16 protein-coding genes are annotated in these 24,894 nt (G+C 54.2%); 11 read left to right on the top strand and 5 right to left on the bottom strand.

Annotated elements, in window-relative coordinates:
• Nucleotides 1-29: 29 nt before the first annotated feature.
• Nucleotides 30-1,481: a conjugal transfer protein TraH gene (locus tag ACR64Q_RS09170; RefSeq protein WP_313734422.1), complete on the bottom strand. Its 1,452-nt coding sequence runs from the start codon at nt 1,479-1,481 to the stop codon at nt 30-32.
• The gene (gene traF / locus ACR64Q_RS09165; RefSeq protein WP_313734421.1) at nt 1,478-2,488 is read right to left on the bottom strand and encodes a conjugal transfer protein TraF; all 1,011 of its coding nucleotides are present in this window, start codon (nt 2,486-2,488) and stop codon (nt 1,478-1,480) included. The genes ACR64Q_RS09170 and traF overlap by 4 nt, the downstream gene beginning before the upstream one ends.
• Before the next feature lie 489 nt (nt 2,489-2,977).
• On the opposite strand from traF, the gene mobI reads away from it, so the two are divergent.
• From mobI to ACR64Q_RS09125, 8 genes are all read left to right on the top strand, one after another.
• Nucleotides 2,978-3,463, top strand: coding sequence for a conjugative transfer protein MobI(A/C) (mobI, locus tag ACR64Q_RS09160; protein ID WP_020481727.1), 486 nt, complete (start codon nt 2,978-2,980; stop codon nt 3,461-3,463).
• Nucleotides 3,464-3,723: 260 nt separating this feature from the next.
• Entirely contained in the window at nt 3,724-5,085 is a 1,362-nt protein-coding gene (locus tag ACR64Q_RS09155) for a transposase (protein WP_313733591.1), read from the top strand.
• Nucleotides 5,086-5,753: 668 nt separating this feature from the next.
• The gene (locus ACR64Q_RS09150; RefSeq protein WP_313734417.1) at nt 5,754-7,145 is read left to right on the top strand and encodes a putative Ig domain-containing protein; all 1,392 of its coding nucleotides are present in this window, start codon (nt 5,754-5,756) and stop codon (nt 7,143-7,145) included.
• A gap of 28 nt (nt 7,146-7,173) precedes the next feature.
• A complete protein-coding gene (locus ACR64Q_RS09145; RefSeq protein WP_313734415.1) occupies nt 7,174-14,658 on the top strand; it encodes an RHS repeat-associated core domain-containing protein in 7,485 nt (2,494 codons plus the stop codon).
• Nucleotides 14,658-14,867: a hypothetical protein gene (locus ACR64Q_RS09140; protein WP_313734413.1), complete on the top strand. Its 210-nt coding sequence runs from the start codon at nt 14,658-14,660 to the stop codon at nt 14,865-14,867. The genes ACR64Q_RS09145 and ACR64Q_RS09140 overlap by 1 nt, the downstream gene beginning before the upstream one ends.
• Before the next feature lie 69 nt (nt 14,868-14,936).
• On the top strand, nt 14,937-15,218 hold the full coding sequence (locus tag ACR64Q_RS09135) for a colicin immunity domain-containing protein (protein WP_313734411.1): 282 nt from the start codon (nt 14,937-14,939) through the stop codon (nt 15,216-15,218).
• Nucleotides 15,219-15,315: 97 nt separating this feature from the next.
• Complete coding sequence (gene xrtM, locus ACR64Q_RS09130) at nt 15,316-15,849, top strand: exosortase family protein XrtM (RefSeq protein ID WP_313734409.1); 534 nt, start codon at nt 15,316-15,318, stop codon at nt 15,847-15,849.
• Nucleotides 15,836-16,447, top strand: a complete 612-nt coding sequence (locus ACR64Q_RS09125; RefSeq protein ID WP_483823312.1) for a hypothetical protein — start codon at nt 15,836-15,838, stop codon at nt 16,445-16,447. Before xrtM ends, ACR64Q_RS09125 begins: the two co-directional genes overlap by 14 nt.
• Before the next feature lie 204 nt (nt 16,448-16,651).
• On the opposite strand, the gene ACR64Q_RS09120 is transcribed toward ACR64Q_RS09125, so the two are convergent.
• The 3 genes from ACR64Q_RS09120 to ACR64Q_RS09110 form a co-directional block, all read right to left on the bottom strand.
• The gene (locus ACR64Q_RS09120) at nt 16,652-18,013 is read right to left on the bottom strand and encodes a transposase (protein WP_313733591.1); all 1,362 of its coding nucleotides are present in this window, start codon (nt 18,011-18,013) and stop codon (nt 16,652-16,654) included.
• A gap of 499 nt (nt 18,014-18,512) precedes the next feature.
• A complete protein-coding gene (gene trfA / locus ACR64Q_RS09115) occupies nt 18,513-19,382 on the bottom strand; it encodes a plasmid replication initiator TrfA (RefSeq protein ID WP_020481729.1) in 870 nt (289 codons plus the stop codon).
• A 10-nt stretch (nt 19,383-19,392) separates the two neighbouring features.
• The gene (locus ACR64Q_RS09110; protein WP_020481730.1) at nt 19,393-19,863 is read right to left on the bottom strand and encodes a hypothetical protein; all 471 of its coding nucleotides are present in this window, start codon (nt 19,861-19,863) and stop codon (nt 19,393-19,395) included.
• Between the two features lie 131 nt (nt 19,864-19,994).
• Between ACR64Q_RS09110 and mobH the strand changes: the two genes are divergently transcribed.
• The 3 genes from mobH to ACR64Q_RS09095 are packed head-to-tail and all read left to right on the top strand — an operon-like array spanning nt 19,995 to nt 24,855.
• On the top strand, nt 19,995-22,397 hold the full coding sequence (mobH, locus tag ACR64Q_RS09105) for a MobH family relaxase (protein ID WP_483823311.1): 2,403 nt from the start codon (nt 19,995-19,997) through the stop codon (nt 22,395-22,397).
• Nucleotides 22,394-24,226: a conjugative transfer system coupling protein TraD gene (traD, locus tag ACR64Q_RS09100; RefSeq protein ID WP_313734401.1), complete on the top strand. Its 1,833-nt coding sequence runs from the start codon at nt 22,394-22,396 to the stop codon at nt 24,224-24,226. Before mobH ends, traD begins: the two co-directional genes overlap by 4 nt.
• Nucleotides 24,223-24,855, top strand: coding sequence for an IncC plasmid conjugative DNA transfer DtrJ family protein (locus ACR64Q_RS09095; protein ID WP_313734399.1), 633 nt, complete (start codon nt 24,223-24,225; stop codon nt 24,853-24,855). Before traD ends, ACR64Q_RS09095 begins: the two co-directional genes overlap by 4 nt.
• Nucleotides 24,856-24,894: the final 39 nt, after the last annotated feature.

The raw sequence follows: 24,894 nt of genomic DNA, 5'->3' as shown, positions 1-24,894 counted from the left end.
GGAGATGGCCTGTAGAGAAAAGATAAGGGCTAAGGCGTCGGCCAGGCGGTACCGGAAGCCGGCAATTGCGCCACGGTACCGTAATGTTTTGGCTTTACGGTATTCATCAACTGCTGGTAAAACGCCATCAGGGTTTGCGGATTGCCGTAGCGACCGGCGATAGTGACGTATTCGTCCTGAATTTGTTCACGGGCGTCTTTCAGAGCATCCATCAGCAACTTGGCATAGGCATGGTCATTCATATGCGCGGCGGTTTGCACGGCATTCAGTAAATCATTGACAATTAGTTGCGCCAGTTTCAGGGCAATCACCGGCGCGGCTTCCTCGGCCCACAGTTTGGCAATGCCGGCATCTTCCCTAGCCAGGTTATGAATCATGCCGCCGATGGCATCTGGTACGGTTTGCATGAAGGCTTTTTCGCTGTCGGTGATTTGACCGCTGTTGGTCGAGAATTTGTAGATCAAGCCGTTGCCGGAATTGGCCGAACCCAGCAAGATTTCCATTACCCGCTGCTTCAAGCCGACCAGATTCACGTTCTGGACGATGGGTTTCAGACACTGATCGGCATCGTGACCGTCTGTACAGGTATATATCCTGACGGTTTGATAGCTGTTGCCGGCGTCGTTGCCGTACATCAGATCCTTGATCCGCAGCACCGGCGGCGGCGCGCTGATGGCATTGTTTTCGCCTTTGCCGTCGGGCGCGGCTTGCGGGGCATCAACGATCACGGTACCGGAAATACTCATCGCCGCTTCCAGCAAACTGTTGCCACCGAAGCGAAACCAGCCGCCGGCGTTTTGATTGACTAAGGCCCGCCAGACCAGATTGCCCTGAATGATCTTGGTCATATCGGTCGGGTCATTCTGCTTGATCTGCTGTACCGGATCACCCAAGGTGCTGGTATTGGTCCAGCTGGAAAACACATCGGAAATGCCTTGGGTAAACGAGGCATTGGACAAGTTGGTTTTGCTTTGCAGGTCGAAGGCTTTGACGGTATCGTTCACCAAGCCCTGCGCCAACCGGCAGGAGTTGCTGAACATCTGGTTCATCTCCTGGATTTTCTTTTGCAGATCGGTCATCACCGAAGCACACCAGGGACACATGGCGCCAACGGCGAGTTGGAATGCATAGCCTGAGGCATTGGCGGCCACATTGCGTAGCAACTGCACGAATTGGTTGAAGTTGATGAAACTGAAGCTGCCGGCGAACAAATCGATACCCCCGCAGCCAGCACTGAACGACGGCGGCACAAACGACACCAGATTGGTGTTGGTGATGCCATTGCGCGCCACCAGGCTACCGCCGGTAATCACACCACGGCGCTGTCCCAAATGCGCGGTCGGCGCCGTGAAGTTGGTCATGGTGCCGAACATGCTGTCCATTTCCTGTTGCAAGTCGGCATAGGCTGGAACGGCGCTCTCGATCAACAGAATCAACACCAGCACCTGACGACAGCGCAGAGACAATGAAAACGAAATCATGGCGTGCTCCCAAAATGTGCACTGCGTTGCAATGCCTGGATCAGTGACAGTGGATCTTGCGTAACCGCAGGGCTGATGCTACCGGCTGCCGGTAACAACATCGGAGTGTTACGGATGCCCTGAGTGGTTTGGTATTGGGAGGCATCGATCCAACCGGCTTCCTTGGCGGCCAGCAGAATCCGTCCGGTGACTTCTTCCAACGACAACGCGCCTTGCGCCAACGGCACAATTTGCTTGGGCGGTTTCATCAGGAACAGCGCCGGGGTTTGTTCGACGCCCAGCATCGCTGCTTGTCCTTGGTCGCGTTTGAACTGACTGAAAAATCCGTTCGGCATCGGCAAGCCATCCAGCGACACGGGATAGATTTTGAAGCCGTAGGCGTTTTCCAGCATGGCCAGAATCGGCGCCTGCACATGGCAATAAGGGCAATCGGAACGAAAGAAAAACAATATGCCGGCTTGGGCGGCAATCGACTTCAATGCCATTTCCGCCACCACGCTGGCCTGATGATTGGCTTCATTGGCCGCATAGGTCGCCACCGGACGGCGCACGGTTTCATCCAATTGCGGATCGGACATCACCACGTAACGCGCGGCGTTGGTAAAACGCTCAGCTTTGTCCATCATCACCCGCTGCAGGTAGTAAAACGCCGCCACATTCTCGGGACTCGGATCGTCGATCGCCTGGTTCAGGTAATGCTCGAGGTTTTGCTTCAACCAGGCCGAAGATAGGGGTTGGGATTCTGCGGATGGCTTGGCTTGTGTTTGGGGTTCAATTTCAGCCTCAACGACGCTGGGCGGTTTGATGTCAGACTTCGGTTTGTGCTGATCGGCTTGTATATCGGGTTGGGCTTTTTTAACCGGCTCCGGCAGCACCTCATACCAAAACCAGCCGCGTTGCTTGTCGGAGAAATAGGAAATCTCGGGCGCGCTGTCTTTTCCCATCGCCAGTGAGGCTCTGAGACACAAGCTTATGATGATTGGCAAAGAAATGGCGTTTCGGTTCATCGCGCCATTGTCCGTCAGATCTTCCCAGCGACTTTTGCAGCTGACGACGAAAACGCCATCAGCTGCAAGATGATTCGAAAAGCGATCGCAGATCGCGACCGGAACGGCAGACGATCGCAAATTCGGCGTCAACTGCAATCGGTATCCCATATCGGTTGCCTAAAATGCTGGCGTTATTGCGAACGGACGATAGCCCGCAAATCCCAATAGGAATTCGACTTTCGATTTCCCTACTGTAGTAGGGAAAGGTGGCAACCGTTAACCGGCCCCTAATCCGAAGTTATTTCCTAGGTAGGCATGAATCACGCCGTTTTGCGAAGGCAATGCCTAAATGAACCATCGAGAAAATGACAGTGATATGCCTACTGCGTTAGGGATTTAAGGTGCAAATACCTATGCACTAAGGCGCTTTCCAAGGTTCGCAATGAACAGAAAACTCCATTAGGCATTGTCCATGTCTATCCCTACAGTTAAGTAATAGGAAAATTCATGTCCAGCGAACGACCCGTCAACGCTCAGTCCACTCTCACCGAACAAGACATATTGCATTGGATCGAAACCCGGTGCGATCATCTCCAGGCGCAAGCCAAAGTATTGGTCGATGATTATTGGCGCCAATTGAAAAGCCAGCGCCAGAAACACAGCAAAAGCGAATCGGGCCGAATCGGCGTCCGCATCCGCTGCCGGGAAAACCAACGCGGTTTCAGCATTGAGTGGTATCGCATGGCCACGTTACGACAAAACGGTCAAACCAAGCCAATTGCGCAGTACGTTAAGAAAGGCCGCGGCTATCGTTATCCGCTCGGCAACCTGCTGAAGGGGGAACCCGCCTGGGAGACGGAATTAGTCGAAGAACTGGAAACCGAGTTTGCCCATATCCGGCAACAGCTCGATCGATTGGGAAAAATTCGGGATGCTCTGCAGCGTTATTGCAGGGTAATTGAAGCCGAAGCCAATAACAAATTCATCGGTTGATGATTGCAAGATTACGAGCATTGTTCCAATCGGCTTGCTAGAAAGATAGACCCCGATACGGCGATTACCTGTCGGTCGGGATGGCCATTCAATTTCAACGATTAATACATCCTGAAATCCATTCGAAGGTCTGGAATTCGGCGAGCAAATTGAAATTATCACTGTGTCATAACGGCCGATTCTGTTGAAAAAGTCCCCTGATATAGGGTTCCTAAAGTAGTAAAATACAGCTAACAGCCACTCAATCATGAGGTGACGCCATGATGGGACAACAATCAGGGATTCAGGAGCAGTTGTTTTTCTGTTTCAGTCTCGAAAACCACATTCCCAAAGATCATCTGCTGCGAGGCATTAACCATTTTCTTGACTTGGGTGATTTTCGTCAGCAATTGGCGGAGTTTTACAGTCCTATCGGCCGACCATCGATTGCTCCCGAACTGATGATCCGGATGCTAATCCTCGGTTATTGTTTTGGCATTCGGTCCGAACGCCGTCTCTGTGAAGAAGTGCATGTCAACTTGGCTTATCGTTGGTTTTGCAAACTGGATTTAGACGATCCTGTGCCGGATCATTCCACCTTTTCCAAGAACCGCCTGGGCCGTTTTCGGGAAAGCCAGGCTTTTCGGCTAGTGTTTGAAACGGTCCTGAAACGATGCATGGCAGAAGGCCTGGTGCGTGGCGAGGGTTTTGCCACCGACGCGAGCATCATCAAAGCCGATGCCCAACGGCAACGTCGAGTAGAAAATGGTGACGACATTGACTGGGGCGATCCCGCTCAAGCAGAACGTCCGGTCCGTGAATATCTCGCGGCAGTAGAAGAAACCAATGACCCCAAAGAGTCCACCCGGACGCTTTCACTGACTGATCCGGCGGCTACCTGGACGGCCGCACCCGGTGGCCCTGCATTCTTTGCCTATTCAACCAATTACTTGATCGACTTGGAAGCCGGCATCATCCTCGACGTAGAAGCCTCAGCGGTCAATAAAGCCGCCGAAGTGGAGGCGACTCGGACCATGATTGATCGGGTAGAAGAGACGTTTGGTCTGAAGCCCGAACGTTTGGTGGGCGATACCAATTATGGTTCAGCTGCCATGCTCGGATGGTTAGTCGATGAAAAAGATATAGCACCACATGTACCCGTATTCGATAAGTCAGAACGCAGCGATGGCACCTTCAGTCGCTCTGACTTTACTTATGACGCGGAGAATAATCGGTATATCTGCCCTGCGGGTAAGCCTCTGAAAATCGCTTGGCGCAGCAAACAGAAAAACCCTTATCGCTATCGCGCCAGCCAATTGGATTGCCAAGCCTGTTCGCTCAAAGCGCAGTGCTGTCCTAACATGGCAAATCGTCAAATCGATCGAAGCCCCCACGAATCGGCTCGTGATGTCGCTCGTGCCATTACCAAAACCGATGCTTATAAGCAGTCACGCAAGGAGCGCAAGAAGGTGGAAATGCTGTTTGCCCATCTCAAACGCATCTTGAAAATGGATAAGCTGCGGTTACGAGGCTTCAGTAATGCCAAAGATGAGTTTCTATTGGCGGCGACGGCCCAAAATCTAAGGCGAATGGCAAAGAGGTTGGCCATCAATGAACCAGTAACCCAATTGATACCCGCATAACGGCAATATAAGCCGTATTTACGCGCCAGAAAGCGAAAAACTCACCTAACGGCTTCTGAAAAACCAAGGCAATCAATCAACACCCTTCCGACTCACACTCAAAAAACCGACTTTTTCAACAGAATCGGCCAAAACCGGTCATTGGAGTTTTTTCAGAAAGACCTTAAATACTCAAGCGACCACCCATAAGCGGCCACTCAGTAATTTAAGGGGGCTGCAAACCCGCCACATAAACCAGCCCGGCACCCACACCCCCAACTATTCCCATCTCGCTTGATGGACTCTATGGCTTAGTTTTTACCCCAACGACCCTATTGAGTATTATTTTTGACCATTAATACACTTGTCATATTTGCTCGGTAAATTTTTTATCGAGGCAGTTATTTGAGCTGTTAGTTATTTCAACACGTAACTGCTTACTAGGTTAGTACGAACCATTGCTCGTATAAGCAGTATACCTACGCACAAGCTTGTCTGATTCCGATTTGGGCGCTTAGGTTGGAGAAGGCCTGGCAGCGTCTCGTTTGGCGTTCAGGTAAATGTAGTTTGGGCAAAGCATGGTTATGGCGTCGCGAGGTGCGATGACCATCCAAATTTAAAACAACCGGTGTCAGATTTGATTGAGGCTGAGTACCTGCTCAGGTGATCGGATCAGGGAGAATATGGAAATGAAGCGTTTAAGATTGGGTGCGGTGTGCTCAGGCTTTTTCATGGCAACGACCGTGATGGCGGCGCCCGTCGACGATGCCCGACTTAAGGCCATGGCCTGGCTGATTACGCACCAGAGCGGCGACGGCAGTTGGCAGGGCGCGCCGGGATTGGAAATGGCGGAAACTGCCGCTGCGGTAGAAGCTTTGGTCAATGCCGGTATGACCAAGAGCGATACTTATGCAAATGGTGTTGCCTGGCTGCAAAATCATCAAGCCTACAGCACGGATGCCTTAGCCCGGCAGATCATCGCCCTGGCAAAATCCGGACGCGATACCTCGGATTTAGTATCTCGCTTGATCGCATGGCGTAACGATGAAGCGTCGCCCCAGAGCAGTTGGGGGGCTTACGACCACTACAGTACCAGTTATCCCGACACAGCCATGGCATTGGAAGCTATTAAAACCAGTGCTGCAAGCTATGCCGAGGAAGGCTACAGCGTTTGCAACATCGTTGCACAGCGCAACACCGGCGACGGCGGTTGGCCATACTTTGTTCCTCCAGTTGGCTACACACAGCCAAGCCGCATTCTGTCAACCGCCTATAGTTTAATCGTGCTAAATCGATACAGCCCCTCGAGTTGCGGCCCAACCGCAATATCCAGCGTGATAGCCAACGGTGCCGCCTGGCTGAAGACTCAACAGAAAACGCCCGGCGGCGGTTTCGGTGAAGGCAGTGCCGGCACTATATTGGAAACCGCATTGGCCTATCGAGCGCTGGTAACTGTGGCCGGCGCTAACGATCCCGCCGCCGTGAGCGCTCAGAACTTTCTCATCGCCCAGCAACAAGCCGACGGTAGTTGGGACAGCGGGGATGCTTTGCTGACCACGTTGACGTTAGCGGCGCTCCCGGCAACCACATTGGCCGATACCGATAACGACGGCTTGCCGGACGGCACGGAGACACAGGCCTTGCTCGGCACAAATCCCAACGTGCCCGACGCCTTTGGCTTGCTGAAGGGTAATGGTCGCAGCATTGCCGGTGTCACCACGGCCATCCCCTTAACCAAGGCCATTATCGATCAGCCCTACCTTTCTACGCTGACTTCCAATAACGGTGCGCCACCTTATAGCTGGTTAGTGAGTTCAGGCCAACTGCCGGACGGACTCAGCCTGAATACTAATACCGGCCAGATTACCGGCATACCCACGGCGCTGGGTTTTTATAATTTCACCTACGAAGTACTGGCAGCCGATATGCACACCTCCGTCACTAGTCAAATCGAGGTGGCGGAGCCCAGTGAACCCACCCAAGTGCCGGCACTACCGACTTGGGCCATGTTGCTGATGGGGGGGCTGCTTTGCCTCATCATGCGGCATATTGAGCAACATAAAACACGCGACCTTCGCTAAATCCATAGGCTCTGCCAAGGAACTTTCCATGTCACCCGTTTCTCGTTTTCGCTTTCTGCTGGCGTTGGTTATGCTGTGCCAGAGCCTACTCGCGTCCTCAACCCCATCCGCCGCGCCGCAAAACCCAGCAGCTTTGCCGGAGGCCGTGGTGCAATCGCTGCTCAAGGTGCATCAACAGCCGGGCAACGCCTTAGCGCAGCAACTGCGCGAGCATCTGGACGAGGCCGCTGAACTGATCGACGAAGCGGATAACGAGGACCAATTGCAGCAGACCGGTCAAGCTAACCGGCTACCCTCCAAACAAGAACTTTTGGAAGGCAAGCGCTCTGAAATCGGGGATTTGCGTCAGGACGTGGAAGCCGAACTCGACCGGGTGCGTTCAAAACTGGCCGGGCTAAAACAGCCAGACAAATTGGCTGCCTTCGACCGTTATGCCAAGCAAGTCGCGCAGCGCTTCGACCGTATCGATCGATCACTATCGGGGTTTTCGTCGGCTCGCGAGGACGGTGCCCGCCATCGCGCTTTGGGCAATGCCAAGGCCGAACTGCGCGCGTTGCACCGCCGAGGCCAGGCTACCGATATTGCGCCTGAGGTGGTTCCCGCACCTACGACCCGTTTGGGCGCGGAGGTTAAACCGACGCCGGCGGAGCCCAGTCAAAAATTGCCGCATTATCTCAGCGTGGGGCCATTCAAGCCCGACGTGCCTGCCTACGCATTCCTGCTGGATATGTTGGGGATACCAGCTGAAGCGGCGGCACCGACGACGCCGAACGAAGCGACAGCCTGCGGCTATGTTCCCGCCGACTTGAATGCTACCCAAGACGTGGTCATCTCCCAGGAAATTCGTGACCTGGCCGCAAAACTCGGTTATTCGCCGGTCAAGATATTCCAACACGTCTATAACACGATTCGCTTTGAACCCTACTTTGGTTCGATGAAAGGCTCAGTTGGCGCTCTATATAGCGGTGCCGGCAGCGCGACCGACCAAGCTTCTTTGCTGATCGCGTTGCTGCGTGCCTCGAACATACCGGCGCGTTACGTATTGGGCGACATTCAGTTACTCGATTCTACCAATCTAGGTGCCAATGGACGAGGCCCGCGCTGGTTAGGCGCCAAAACCTATCAGGCCGCCGGCTCCATTCTGTTGAGTAACCTTAACCCTAATGCCGGCAGCTACTCAAATGCCAATGGCATTTTCCTACGCCATGTCTGGGTCGAGGCCTGTTTACCTTACGGCAATTATCGCGGTGCGCCGTCGGACAACACCGGCTACCGCTGGATTCCGCTTGACCCGAGTTTCAAGGACAACACCTATCAACAGGGTATTGCCGGCATTCAATCCAGCGTTGCGTTCGACTACAGCGCCACCGGCTATTTGGGCAGCCGCACGCCTACCTTGCCGCACGAGCGCTACGCCTCGCAGGTCGAAAGTTACGTTAAGGGCTTGAATGCCGACAACACCTTGCTGGACGTACCTTACCTTGGCGAACAAACCGCCAGAAACTACGACATCCTGCCGGTCACGCTACCCTACAAAGTCACGCAATACGTCAATTGGAACGGCTCGTCCTCACCCGAGGCCGCCAGTTTGCCGGATAGCCACCGCTATCGTCTGTCGATCAAAGTCAAAAATAGTAGCGGCACCGATCTGGTCGCCGAGCAAATCCTGGCGTTGCCGTCCATCGTTCATCAGCGGGTGACGCTGTCCTATGTGCCGGCGGATGCCGGTTCGCAGACCATTTGGAACAGCTGGAACGGCGATCTGGCCACCCCGCCCGGCTTAGTTAATCTTCATCCGATCCTTAAGGTGGACGGTTTGACACAAGCGACCGGCACCGGTTCTATCACCTTGGGCACGCAACATCGGTTGATCATGAAGGTGACTTTGGGCGATACCAATCTCTCCCAGGCCTCCTGCCGCAACGACGATCCAGCCAACAGCACACCGGACCCCGATCTGCATTGCTTCAACAAAACCGTTTATACCAATTTGACCGCCGGCGCCCATCACGCCCTGATGGCCTACGCCCATCAGGGTTCGGATAGGCTGATAGCGGAACGGGCCGAGCGGTTGACGCAATCCGTGCAATCCGCCCCGACCGCTCCGACGCCGGCTAACGCCGCCAATTACGACGAAACGGAGGGCGAGTTGTTGCATATCGCCCTGATGAAGTATTTGCGTTATGTGACCGACGCCGGGCAACAGGTGGGAGAGCTCAACGGCGTCAGCGCCCAAAGCGGTACGCATCTGGGTTTGACCGCCGCCGGCCTCAAGGTCGATTACCTATTCGATTTGCCGTTTGCGGTGCATCCTAGCGGGCCCTATATCGACGTCTTGGGCAATCTCGCACATCTGGTCAAACTCGATACGACCGCGCCGACATTGGCGGAAACCTGGCCGACATTCAAGCTGTTTGCCTACAGCGCCTCAGCCTACGAACACTACATCTGGCAAGAACTGATCCGTACCGATGCGGTGTCCACAGTGCGTGGTTTGCAATTTGCCGGCGAATCGGGTGGCGCCAATCCCTTGGTCACGCTGACCTCGGCCAATATCGGCAACTGGTCGACGTTGATGGATGCCAGTATGGCCCCTTATCAAGCCGCCATCACTGCGGCTGTTAACGACGGGTCCACGGTTACCGTGCCCAAGAAAACCATCGCCTATACGGATGGCGGAGCTCAACCTAAAACCTGGAATGGCGCCGTCTACATGGCGGAAAACCAAAACAAGGGTTATTTTTCCGCCATCATCGCCGGCGGTCTCGGCGGCGGCTACTCCCTGGTCAACCCCACCCCGGTCGCCACCAGCTTTCCGCGTGACGGTTTCCTACCCAGCAACTTCTTCAGCAACTTCCCGATCAACTCCACCACGCTGTCCAATGGCTTGAACTGGCTGCAAAGCTGGGGTGGCGATCCGGTCAATCTGGCGACCGGCAATTTGTACCACAGCGAAAAGGATATTGCCGTACCGGGCCGGGGCCTGCCGCTGGTCTTCGAGCGCAACTACAATAGCCGCAATCCCCAGGACGGCCCCTTGGGCTTTGGCTGGACCCACAGCTTTAATCACAAACTGAACTTTTACGGCGTCGACGGCGGTTTCGTGAAAGTCGGCTGGCTGGACGGCAGCGGCGCGGAGCGCTTCTTTCGACTGGCCGGCAGCAGCGTGCCGGTTAACAGCCCTTTCCAGGCCGCGCCGGGCGTGTATACCGCGCTGAAACGCGAAGCCGACGGCAGCTGGAGCGTCACCGAGAAGAACGGCTTGCGCTACGGCTTTGAAAGCAATACCGGCGTCACCGCCGGGCAAGCGGCCCGCCTGCTGACTATCCAGGATCGCAACCTCAACACCCTGAGCCTGGCTTACAACACCGGTTGCGGCAACGTGCTGTGTACGGTAACTGACGGTCCTGGCCGGAAACTGGCGTTTCATTACACCGCTAATCGCATCGACCAAGTGCAAGTACAAGCCATCGGCGGCACGGTGTTGGCTACCCATCAATACGGTTACGACACCGCCAATGGCAACCTGACCACTTACAAAAGCCCGCTGGCCGTCGCCAGCCAGCATGCGCCGGTCACCTATGCCTATTACAGCAGCGCCGACGGCCAAAACCTGAACCATGCCCTGAAACGCACCACCGCCCCGCAAGGCGAAGGCATGCAGTTTTCGTACTACGTCGATGGCCGGGTGTTCCGCCACCAAAGGCATAATAACGGCACGCTGTTGCCCGAGACCACCACCTTTCGTTACCAAGACTTCCGCCGCGAAACCGTCACCGTCAACGAACGCGGTTTCGAGCGCCGGCATACCTTTGATGCCAACGGAAACCCGCTGCGCATTGTCGATGAAGCCGGTGCCGCGCACGCTTACAGCTACGATCCGACCAACCCGTTCAATCGTCTGACCGAATCCGATCCGGCGGGTTTGCAGGTGCAATACCAGTATGATGCCGCTGGCAACGTCACCCGCATCACCCAGCCCTCCGGCGCTACCACTGAATATTACGACTTCACCACCTTCAACGCTCCGCAGCGCATCAAGGACGCCAAGGGCAACTGGACCCTGCTGAAATACGATACCAAGGGCAACCTGACCGATAGCGTCCGCTTGAAAGCCGGCATCGCGCCGACCGCCGGCACCACCCCGGCGCTGACCAACATTGCCGCCTGGACGAAACGCAACTATGATGCCGCCACCGGCCAGCCCACCCAAACCAAAACGCTACGCGACTTCACCGGCGCCACATTAGGCACCTTTGGCGGCGGCACGGGACCGACCGTCATCACCAGCTATGATGGCAACACCCTCTATCCGACACAGATCGCGCGATCGGGCGACAAAACCGGCGACGGCCTGATCAATGCAGCCGACCCCACCGACACCGCCAGCCTGCAATTCGACAGCCTGGGCCGGCAGACACTGGGTATCGACGCCGACTGGCAGACCGTCAGCAGCAGTTACGACGCCGACAACCTGCCGCTGACCGGCACCGATGCCGCCGGCCATCCGCGTAATTACTTCTACGATGGCGATGGCCGCTTGACGGCTAACGAACTGGAACTGAGCCAAAACGGCAAAATCCGACTATGGGACAGCGCCTACCGCCGCTATGATACCGTCGGTCGCTTGCAGCAAACCTTGGATTCCGGCGGCCACCTCGCCCAATACCAATACGATGCCGCCGGCAACCTGATCCAAATCACCGACCCGGACAACTACACCCTGGGTTTTGATTACGACGCCGTCAACCGCTGGACCAAAGCCTACGACAAAGCAGGGCATCACGTCGACCGCAAACTGGATGCCGCCGGTCGGGTTAAAGCCGTCACCGACCCCAACGGCAATAGCACGCTTTACAGCTATTGGAACGCCGCGCAAGACGGTCGCCTGAAAAGCGTCACCCAACCCAAGATCGCCAGCTACACCCTGGGGCAAATCCGCCAGTTCGATTACGACGCGCTGGGCCAAGTCGTGAAAACCACCGATACCCCGGCAGCGGGTTCCAGTGAAGCGGCTCGCGACAGCCTGAATACCTATAACGCCCTGGGCCAATTGATCCGCGTAGCCGGTCCGGCCTATGTCGACCAAAATCCCACTAGCGCCACCTTCAACCTGCCCATCCGGCCACTGACCCGCTACAGCTACGACAACCTGGGCAACCTGAAAACCATTCAAGCCGGCCAGACTACAGCTGACGGCGGCACGTCCATCAATGCCGACACCGGCGCGAGTAGCAGCGACACCGTCGCCACCCAGGTCAGTTACAACTACGACGACTTTGGCCGCAAACTCAGCGAAACCGACGCCATGGGCCAGGTCACCAGCTTCAGCTACGACCTGAACAACAACGTCAAGACTGTGCAAACGCCAGGCGCCAACGGCCACACCCTGACCTACGTCTGGGACTACGGCCACCAGTTGCTCAGCGTGACCGCCGAAGACGGCAGAAAGATCGACTATACCCGCAACCCCCTAGGGCAAACCACCCGCGCCGAAACCTGGAGCCCGACGCCGGGCAGCCAACTCGACGTGGCCTACGACTACGCGTATGACGCCGCGCATCGCCTGCAAGACGTTACCGACAGCCGAGGCCAAAAAACCCTCAGCTACGCCTGGAGCCCCGGCGGCCAGCTGGACAGCCTGACCGATAACGACGGACGCGGCACTTACTACCTGTATGACGAAGTGGGCCGGCTCATCAGCCTGTGGGCGCCTAACTTCGACCATTACACCTTCGACTACGATAACGGCGGCAGGCTCACAGAAGCCCGTTATCCCAACGGCATCAGTCAAACCCAAACGTGGAACAGCGACAACAGCCTCAGCCAGGTCGCCCACAAAAACGCCGCGACGGTCATCCAACAAAGCCAATACAGCTACGACGGCCTGGGCAGACGGAAAACCAACCAGGAAGCCCTCAGCGGCCAAGCCACCCTGAGTTATACCTACAGCTACGACGCGCTGGACCGGCTGACCCATGTCGCCAACGGCACCGCGACCCAAGCCCAAAGCTTCAGCTACGACGTTTACGGCAACCGGGTACAAAAGCAAATCGGTGTTCCTGCCACCAGCACCATCGCCTACAAACACGATGCCGCCAATCAACTCACCGAAGTTCGGCAAACCAATCTGAGCGGCACCCTGCTGGAAGCTTACCTGTATGACGCAGCTGGTCAGCAAACCAAAAAATGCAGCGGCGGCACCGTCACCCGAGCCAGCGATACCGCTTGCACCGGCAGCACGCAAAACCAATCCCAATACGACAGCTTCAATCGACTCAATCAACTTCAGGTCAACGCGGTCACCACCGGCAGCTTTAAATACGACGACCAAGGCCGCCGTACCCAGAAAACCGAAGGCGCTACCACCACCAACTATCTGTACGACGGACAGAATGTCTACGCCGAATATCCACAAACGGGCTGGACTACAGCCAACGCCGTATACGTTCAGGCCGGCACAGACCACCCGCTGGCACGGCTGACCGGCCAGACTAACCTGCCGACCGCCACGGCGGCTTACTACCATCAGGATGGCACCGGCTCCGTCCTCGCCACCACCAACGCTACCAAGGTCGTCACCGCCACGCAACGCTTCGACGCTTACGGCAGCAAAATCAGCGGCGTAGGCACAGTGCCACAGTACGGCTACACCGGCAGAGAACCGGATGCCAGTGGGCTGACTTACTATAGGGCTAGGTATTACGATCCGAACCAAACCCGGTTTACCCAACGTGACCCGTTGGGCTATATCGATGGGCTCAACCGCTACAGTTATGTGCATAACAATCCGGTCAATTTTAATGATCCGAATGGCCTTCTAGCCAGACAAGTTGGAAACTGGTGGGATACCCAGGAAACCAGCTATCATTTAAGCACACGGATTGGCGGCGGTTTCCAGGCCATCGGTGGCGGATCGGAAGCCTTCGTGGGCGGCGCAGCCTGTGGCGGCTCCGGCGTGGGCTGCTTGATCGGCGTCCCGGTCATGATTCACGGGGCCGACCAATTCCAGACCGGTATTCAAAAACTTTGGACTGGTCAGGATGTCGATTCTCTGACCAGCCAGGGATTGCAAGCCGCAGGCGTCAGCCGCAACTGGGCCAACGGCATCGATGCAGGAGTTAGCGTTGTTGGATCGCTAGGCGCGGGTAGTCTGGCGAATTCGGTGAAGGTTGGAGCGGTCTTAAACGAGGGGGCGGAGAGTGCGGTAAATGCTGCACGTCTAAGAAGCCAACTTGCGGGCCAAGAAATCGCTGGCGGCCATGCGTTTGAAAAGCATGTTATTCAACAGGGTGAGTTCGGTGGGCTTGGAATTCGTACTCGTGAGCAGTTCTCAAATCACATTGAGAATGTGATCAATAACCCTACCGCTGTGAAACAGCTCAGTGGTGGTCGATCAGCCTATTGGGATGATGCAACCAGCACCGTGGTTATCAGAAATCCGCGCGCCGCTGATGGCGGTACTGCATTCCAGCCTGCGAAAGGCCGCTCATATTTTGATGGATTGAGGTAATGATGGAAATCATTGATGTAACAAGTGAGAAGTCACAGATTGACATGAGCCATGATGAACTTTTGATAGTGAACTCTGCCCTTAACGAGATTTGCAACGGAATTGCGGTATTCGAATTCGAAACAAGGATTGGTGCGGATCGTGACCGGGTTACTACCTTATTAAAAGAAATTAGCGAACTACTTGATAAGATGGATTTGTTAATATAGTCCGGTAGGTCCGATTAGCCCTCAACAGCTCGAGCATGTGTTAACAACTGGTAAGCTAGGAGGTGGCTGATGAGACATTCCGTCGTTGATTATCAGCTACTGCTCGACCAGTTTCTTTACAATGAGATTTCTGCCGAGGAGTTCCAAAGAAAATATCTGGATCGTTTTAAAAATGAGATGAGACACTTGGAAGATCCGCTGTTTGTATTACTTGATGAACTATTCGGTGACGTTGACGCATTCGCAATGGACCCCCTATTGCTCGCAGAGAATCCCAAGTACAATATTGATGAGCAAGGCCTAAGAGATAAGGTAAATGTCGTAGTGAATCGCCTGTCAATTTTCGAGTAGCCTTTACGCGAAAAGGTGTAAAACCGTTACAATAAAATAGCATTGGTAAAAGTAAGGTTACTCTTACCCTTGTTTTTGAAAAATGGCGGATTCAAATATGAAGTACAACACCACGAGTTTTGCCGGTAAACGACATGAATGGCTTACTTTCACGCTTTTCGTAGGCTGCTACGTGCTTTTTGACTACGCTTACTTCAAAATCCCGGTCGACCTGTTTTCCAATGTCATCTATTTCCATGGTGTAGTCACGGTCTGCGCGGATGTGCTTAACTGGCTGGCTCCGCTGGAACATGTATTGGCCAAGCAAAATCATCTGCTTTCCGCCAAAGCCAACCTGGAGATCGTGCGCGGCTGCGACGGTGCCGGGGTGTTATTTTTGGTGGTGTCCGCCGTTTTGGTGTTTCCGTCCGGATTGAAGAGGAAACTGATAGGTTTGCTGCTGGGTATTGGCTTGATCTATGGCCTAAATCTCTTGCGCATTTGCGTGCTGTATTTCGTCATCGCTTACCAACCCGGCTGGTTTCAGCTGATTCATACCTATGTGGCACCGACACTGATGGTGATTTTTGGGTGTTTCTATTTTGCCTGGTGGGCATTTGGCTCGACAAATAGACTCCATGAGCCGGCGTGAGCTGTTTGTTCTGACTCTAAAAGGCTTGCTAGCCTGGCTGGTCTTATCTGGCTTGGTTTTGTATTTTGGGGAGTGGCTGGCAAAAGGGCTGTTCCCGCCGCTTAAGGCGGTCATGATCTCAATGGCTCCCGACCTATCGTCAAGCTTAAACTTACTGAAATCAGTGCAATCTCAATTGGATTACTCGATTGAGTTGTCGGCCTGGGTATTGCGGCCCGTTTATTTGAACACCAATCACTTCATTCCGCCAGGCACCGAGTTGAAATCATCGGCTCACTTGCTGCATAGCTTCGTACCTCTGGTGATTGAAGGTGCGATTTTACTGACTTGGCCAGTGCAAGGCTGGCGGCAACGTTTACTGCTGATCGGGTTGGGTTTGCTGACAGCCATTCTCGTGGTCATGGCCACTTTACCGGCACAGCTATTAGGCAAATTGGAAATATCGTTTCAAGACATCGCAGAGTCAGGCAGTAACCCCCGCGCTATACCGTGGTTTTTAGACTGGATGGTGTTTTGCGAATTAGGTGGCCGCTGGCTTTTGGGGATTGTCGCCGCTTGGCTGTGTATTATGTTACAGCGAGCCATACTTCGGGTTTGACCAACGAACGTCTGCTTTCTAAGAAATTGAACTTGATCGAAAGGATTCACGGAAAAATTTGACTGGCCGGTTTGGGTCGATTCTGTTGAAAAAGTCGGTTTTTTGAGTGTGAGTCGGAAGGGTGTTGATTGATTGCCTTGGTTTTTCAGAAGCCGTTAGGTGAGTTTTTCGCTTTCTGGCGCGTAAATACGGCTTATATTGCCGTTATGCGGGTATCAATTGGGTTACTGGTTCATTGATGGCCAACCTCTTTGCCATTCGCCTTAGATTTTGGGCCGTCGCCGCCAATAGAAACTCATCTTTGGCATTACTGAAGCCTCGTAACCGCAGCTTATCCATTTTCAAGATGCGTTTGAGATGGGCAAACAGCATTTCCACCTTCTTGCGCTCCTTGCGTGACTGCTTATAAGCATCGGTTTTGGTAATGGCACGAGCGACATCACGAGCCGATTCGTGGGGGCTTCGATCGATTTGACGATTTGCCATGTTAGGACAGCACTGCGCTTTGAGCGAACAGGCTTGGCAATCCAATTGGCTGGCGCGATAGCGATAAGGGTTTTTCTGTTTGCTGCGCCAAGCGATTTTCAGAGGCTTACCCGCAGGGCAGATATACCGATTATTCTCCGCGTCATAAGTAAAGTCAGAGCGACTGAAGGTGCCATCGCTGCGTTCTGACTTATCGAATACGGGTACATGTGGTGCTATATCTTTTTCATCGACTAACCATCCGAGCATGGCAGCTGAACCATAATTGGTATCGCCCACCAAACGTTCGGGCTTCAGACCAAACGTCTCTTCTACCCGATCAATCATGGTCCGAGTCGCCTCCACTTCGGCGGCTTTATTGACCGCTGAGGCTTCTACGTCGAGGATGATGCCGGCTTCCAAGTCGATCAAGTAATTGGTTGAATAGGCAAAGAATGCAGGGCCACCGGGTGCGGCCGTCCAGGTAGCCGCCGGATCAGTCAGTGAAAGCGTCCGGGTGGACTCTTTGGGGTCATTGGTTTCTTCTACTGCCGCGAGATATTCACGGACCGGACGTTCTGCTTGAGCGGGATCGCCCCAGTCAATGTCGTCACCATTTTCTACTCGACGTTGCCGTTGGGCATCGGCTTTGATGATGCTCGCGTCGGTGGCAAAACCCTCGCCACGCACCAGGCCTTCTGCCATGCATCGTTTCAGGACCGTTTCAAACACTAGCCGAAAAGCCTGGCTTTCCCGAAAACGGCCCAGGCGGTTCTTGGAAAAGGTGGAATGATCCGGCACAGGATCGTCTAAATCCAGTTTGCAAAACCAACGATAAGCCAAGTTGACATGCACTTCTTCACAGAGACGGCGTTCGGACCGAATGCCAAAACAATAACCGAGGATTAGCATCCGGATCATCAGTTCGGGAGCAATCGATGGTCGGCCGATAGGACTGTAAAACTCCGCCAATTGCTGACGAAAATCACCCAAGTCAAGAAAATGGTTAATGCCTCGCAGCAGATGATCTTTGGGAATGTGGTTTTCGAGACTGAAACAGAAAAACAACTGCTCCTGAATCCCTGATTGTTGTCCCATCATGGCGTCACCTCATGATTGAGTGGCTGTTAGCTGTATTTTACTACTTTAGGAACCCTATATCAGGGGACTTTTTCAACAGAATCGGTCGTCATAAGACGACCGAGGGCGTTCCATATAAGCCCAGTGACAAACGCCTCACTAGCATTTGTTTCAAAAACGAAATCCTGGCTATCACCAGTCCCTATATATAGATTAAATAAAGATTATATATAGATTAGCACCTTCGATTTTCAGCGTGAAAAAATCGCTGAAGCCCGCGAATAGCTTGGCCTGCGGCGATTTCCAATTTTGCTCGAAGCGTCGGTCTAATGCCGTGTCAAACGTCGGCCTAATGCCGTGCTTTTTGTCGGTCTAATGCCGTGCCCGTCGGTCTAATGCCGTTACCTTGTCGGCCGAATGCCGTGCCTCCGTCGGTCTAATGCCGTATCCGCGTCGGCCTAATGCCGTATCGAGAGGCTTCGACCGACCCAAAATAGCGTCGGTCTAATGCCGTGCTTTTTTAGTGTTGTTTATCTTCCAAAAAACGTTGCTGACTGGGCGTCGGTTGGCGTTTGATCTTCACCATATCGTCAGCGAATTCAAAGCTAGCCAAAGTATCAATGCTAACCAAAGCCTCCAACGCTTTACCCAACCGATATTTGAAATCGCGCAGGGTTTTTGAGCCACTACCGCTCAGTCGGTGAATGGTGATAATTTTCATCGGGAACGGCGCGGCATGGGACGACAGGAAACCGTGTAACCATAAGGCCAAGGGTTGTTTGCGCAATTTCTGCCGCTGTTCGAATTCAATGTAGGTGTAGCCCTCCTCGAACAGGCGCAGCATGGATTCGGTTAATTCCACCACGTAGCGCTGCGTCAGTTCGTCACGGTAATAGCGCAAAAAGCCTTTTTCACCGAAGGCATCCCGGCCGTGAAAGGTGATTTCGACAAAGGCGCCGCCCAAGCGCGCCATCGATTCTTTCAACCATTCATGTTGGCTTTTGCCGCTACCGCGACCCAATGCCGTCAACAGGGCATGGGCGCTGAAGGTCACGCTAAATCCCGGTAATTGTTGCCGGGACAAGTGCACGATCTGCATCCAGACATCAAGGTCCGATTGATTGAGTTGTATGCCGAGGTAACGAACCTCGATCCCATCGACCGCAGCCAGCAAAGTGCGTTTTTTGTAGGCAATGCGCTCCTTGCCTTGGATGCCGGCGAACAATGCGCTCCGTAAGCAAGCATTGGGCGTACCGCGTATCGCCGACGGCCAATTGGGCAAAGACGTCAAGGGTTCGACGACCCGCAATTTGGCCTTTTTCCGCTCCGTCAGAGATTGAAAACGTTCGGTGAGATTATCGAGCGAATGGTTGGTGGTATTTCTGTCCATGACAGCCACCTCACTTCTTCAAGCTGCCTGGATGACAACCATGACTCATTACGTTGTGCGGAATTGGCATGGTTTTGACTAACGCCTGCTCCTCCGATGTCATATCGAGCTGATGATGGCAATATTTTCGCCAAGCACGTTCTATGACCAGTGTATCGTCATCCTGGCGATCGGGAATGTGCGACGCGCTGACATCGAGAACGCGATCCGATGAGTCGTCACTTGCCACGTAAACGCCAAGCGGCTGATCGACTTGCCTGACGACGTGTTCAATTGATGCAGACCGTAATACCGAACCGCCCAATCCACCTGTCTGCCAGGCATTATCCAGGCGCCAGGGTTGTTCGGGTTGAACCGGCACAATCGATTCGATGACGGTCTCGCTCACGTGTTCGGCGGCATTGGGCCGATTCAGCGAATTACAGGCCGTGCCGCACACTGCGGACACAAGACAATGGATTGCGAGCGATTTGGATTTCATGAGAGCTCCAGGGGTAATTAAAGGGAGCTCGTTACACTAAACACTCTTTTGCGAAGCCTGCTTGCAGCTGACGTCGAATTCGTCGCCAGCTGCAAGCGACGATTGAGAAATTCCCGGCAAGATGCGGCGTTATGGAAAATACGCCTTCGACGCTCATTACTCGCATCCGCCAACGTCTGTTTGGCGTCGAGTCCGCGCTTGTCGCTCCGGTTGCGACAACGATGGATGAAGACGTGCCGCGTTACCCACCGTTCATGAAGGGTCTGCCGGCTGCGCCTGTGGAACGCATCCTGTCCGGTCAAACGGAATTGATTGCTGCTATCGAACAGGCGCTGGCCCTGCCGGATAGTCTTTATCAAACCATAGCTGCGCCGGTCATACGCCGCTATGCCGCCTTCAGCCACTTGTTGCCGGCTTCCGAATCGCATCATCATCGCGGCGCCGGAGGCTTGTTTCGGCACGGATTGGAAGTTGCCCATTGGGCCACTTTGGCTTCTCAAGGCAGTTTGTTTGCCACATCAGCATCACCCAAGGAACGAAAAGCACAAGAATTACGCTGGCGTCTGGCGGTCTGTTTTGCCGGGCTATTGCATGACATCGGCAAACCGGTTGCCGATATCGCCGTGGTCGACACACAGGGGCAACATACCTGGAACCCTTGCGATGAAAACATCACCGACTGGGCTGTACGAAATGAGATCTCCCGATACTTTCTGCGCTGGCGGGACAACCGCCATAAACGCCATGAACAGTTTTCTGCCTTGGTGATCGAGCGCGTGCTGACTCGCGAAGCGCGCACATTCATTCTGGAGTCCGGCCCCGACATCATGCAGGCCATGCTGGAAACCATTAACGGTTTGGACCGCGGCTCCAAAGTTTACGCACTGGTGATAACCGCCGACTGCAAAAGCGTGGAACGGGATCTGAAAGCGCACTACCAAAACATCGACTCGGCCTTGGGCATGCCTGTGGAAAAGTACCTGTTCGACGCCATGCGCCGATTGGTCAAGTCCGGACAATGGACCGTCAACGAAAAAGGCGCTCGGCTATGGCGTTTTGAGGATGGCCTGCATATTGTCTGGCGTGCCGGTGCGCAAGACATCGTCACATTGCTGGCCAAGGACAAAGTGCCCGGCATTCCGCGTGACGAAGATACCTTGGCGGACATTCTGATCGAACGCGGCTTGGCAATCCCTAAGTCCTGGCCGGATGGCCGGCAATACCGTTATTGGCAGATGCAGCCTGAAGGCTTGGAAAATACGCTGTATCTGTTGCGCCTGAAATCCGCGGAACTCATTTTCAGCGGCGAGCCGCCGCTCGTTGTTGTAGCGCGCGAAATCAACGAACCGGATGCGACCATCGTTAAAGCCGACCCCGATACGAATCAGGCACGGCAAATCAGCAAACCGGCAAAAGCCAAGAATGTCGCGGCTCTGAAGCAATCCCAACGCACTGATAATCCGAAGCCAGTTGAGCCAAAAGAACCCCAAATAGAACCTGCTCATGAAACCAGCGCTGAACTCGAGCTACCGATCCTCGAATCGGCGCCAGGCATTTTGAATTCCTTGCCATCAGATCCCGATCAAGGACTGTCGCAATCCAAATCAACCGATGACGCCTCTTCGTTGTGTCAGACAAAAAAACCGAAAAACAAAACGCCAGCCAAAACGCCCATCACAGAAAAATCTGATTCAGCGGCAAAACCCGATCTCTCCACGACGGATACGAAAAGCATTTCTAATCCGGTCGACAGCGCCAAGTGCTGGTTCGAAAACCACGGCGATGCCGGCCAATGGCTAATGGACATCGCCAGCATGCTCAATCAAGGCCAATGGCAATTAGGCAGCGATATTCTGGAAGTTCAGGACAAATACTTGCTGCCGTTTCCGGCGACGGCTGAAAAACTCGCCGTCGATCCGCCCCAGTTCATCAAAATCCTGGAGGACAATGGTTGGCTGGTGACCGACGTCCTGTCGCCGATGCGTAAGGTACAAACCATCCAATCGGTCCGCGGCATCCTGCTGGCATTGGAACCGAGTTTGGCGTTGAAGGCATTATTGAATTTCCAAGCCAAAGCCACGCTTACAGCGTCATCTCCGCAATCTCCAAGTAGCAATACTGACAAGACCGGAGATCAACTTAAGGCTTCTCAGTCTCAAGACGCGACGCCTCTGGAGACTAAGCCTGTCCAGCCCAAATCAAAAGCGACCGGCAAGCAAAAATCAATCAGCGGCAAGGCATCAGACAGTTCGGTCAATTCCGAACCTGATAAGGCAAGCGCTCCCCTAACAACCCCACCGGCAAAACCCGGAACAATCGACTTGCTGATAACACATGTGCGGCAACAACACATTCCGCCCGATGAATCATCGCCAGACGGTCACTGGCACACAGTATCCAATACCGCGCTGGAACAATTTCTAACGCAACATCCTACGATCAAGCGCACTCGCCTGATGCTGGATATTGCCAACCATCCAGATTGCCGCTCGGTGAGTGCCACAGAAGGCATCCAGGTTCGATTACACCCATGAAATCCGATTACGACTACCAGTTTCCCTGGCGGCCAATATTCGAGGTGTATGCCATATCGGGCTGGCTAGGCGGTGCCGGATTGGCGCATTTCACCAGTCGCTGGTCGGGCTTGCCGAGTGAACCCTTCGATTGGCTGATGACGGCATGTGGAGTCATGGCGTGTTGGCGATTGTCGCCGGCATTGAGTCTCTGGTACCGCAAACGCCGGTTGCGTCAGTTTCGGTTCCAATACCTGGATGCCGAAAAGCTTGTAACCCTGGTGAAGCATCATCCCGAGGCCTTGTGGTTTGGCTGGGGATTCGATTGGGTGCAAAAGCATGCGCAATTGGCGTATGAGATTTTGAAACGGGATGTTTCTACACTGATTCCCAGCGATCATCAACGCATGGGCTCGGCCTGGATACACGGCCTGGAAGTCTCCGAAAACGACATTCGTCAGCCTTTGCAGCATACCGCCGGCCATACGCTGCTGGTCGGCACCACCGGCGCCGGCAAAACCCGCGCCTTTGACGTACTGGTGACTCAAGCGGTTTTACGCGGCGAAGCGGTGATCATCATCGACCCCAAAGGCGACAAGGATCTGATGGCCTGTGCCAAACGGGCTTGCGCTTTGGCGAAGCGCCCGGATCGTTTCGTTTATTTCCACCCGGCGTTTCCGGAAGACAGCGTGCGACTCGACCCCTTGCACAATTTCAACCGGCCTTCGGAAATCGCCAGCCGCATCAGCGCCATTTCACCCAGCGAAAGCAGTAACGACCCGTTCAAGGCCTTTGGCCAAAAATCGCTGGACAACGTGATTCAGGGCTTGATGGTGATCGAGGAACGACCAACGCTGGTTAAGCTTCGCCGTTACTTGGAAGGCGGACCATCCACGCTGGTGATTCAAGCATTGGAACGCTATTTCGACAACAATCTGGGCCATTGGCGGCAAGAGGCGCGGCCTTACCTGAAAAATGCCAAGGACATAGATTCGAAAGCGGTGGGTCTGGTGCGATTTTACCGGGAGGTCGTGCAGTATCAACTGCCGAACTTGGATTTGGAAGGCCTGTTGTCCTTATTCGAACACGACCGAGCACACTTCAGCAAGATGGTGGCGTCCTTGATTCCAATCATGAACATGCTGACCTCGGGTTCTTTAGGTCCCCTGCTCTCCCCTAACCCTCATGATATTGACGATCTTAGGCCGATCACCAACACCGGCCACATCATCGAAAAGGCCCAGGTCGCCTACATCGGCCTGGACTCGTTATCGGATGGCATGGTGGGCAGTGCGATTGGCTCGATTCTGTTGGCCGACTTGGCGGCCGTCGCCGGCGACCGTTACAACTACGGCGTCTCGGATAGACCGGTGAATGTGTTTGTCGACGAGGCGGCGGAGGTCATTAACGATCCCTTCATACAGGTCTTGAACAAAGGCCGCGGCGCCAAGATTCGCTTGTTCATCGCTACCCAGACCTTTGCCGATTTTGCCGCTCGCACCGGTTCCCAGGATAAAGCGCGGCAAGTGCTGGGTAACGTCAATAACCTGATCGCGCTCAGGATCATGGACAGCGAGACTCAGCAGTACATCACCGACAATCTGCCGAAGACGCGATTGAAATACATCATGCGCACCCAAGGCGTGGCCACCAGTGCGACCAACCCCACGGTGTTTTCCGGCAATGTCGGCGAACGTCTGATGGAAGAAGAAGGTGATTTGTTTGCGCCGCAGTTGTTGGGGCAACTCCCCGATCTGCATTACATCGCCAAGTTATCCGGCGGCCGGATTGTCAAAGGCCGCTTGCCGATTCTGCGATCAGCACAAGATTGCCAAGGCGCCCGCTCATGACCCGCAATCTGTTGTTCAGTCTGATGCTTTGGTTACTGGAAGTGATCCTGGTGGCCAGTTTTGTTTCCGACCGCTGGACGCGTGAACTTCAGCGCGCCGAAGACCAGATGATGATCGGCTATTTTGGCGCCTATAAAGAATCTCAAATCAGCCACACCGCGCAACGCTGGTTTGATCGCTTGTTCGTCACTACCGGCATCCGAGAAAGCGTGTTTCGCTATTTCATCCCGACCGAGCGCGAACGGCAGATGTCCAAAGGTTTCGAGGATGTGGGACGCCATGATTTGTTTCCCTTTATCGAAAGCCGGCTCAACGTGCTGTGGGACACGATCTTTCAAATGACCAAGCGCCTGACTACAGCCTGCAATTGGTTACCGTACCTGGCGGCTTCCTTGCTGCCGTTTGTCGTCGACGGACTGGTGCGGCACAAGATCAGCCAGACCAATTTCGATTACCCCAGCCCCATGGCGCATCGCTACAGCCTCTACTTGATTCTAGGTGCGCTGTATCTGCTACTGGTCAGTTTGACCCTGCCATTTCCGATTCCGCCGCAAGCCGTGCCAGTGGGCGTTTTTATTGTGGCCTATGCCGTCAACGTGTTGCTCGCCAATACACAGAAAAGAATTTAGACTAAAATGGTCGATTACTATTCAGCGTCTAGCAGCATT

This window comes from Methylomonas sp. 2F7 (assembly GCF_057126975.1).
This window is presented reverse-complemented; position numbering and strand designations above follow the sequence as displayed.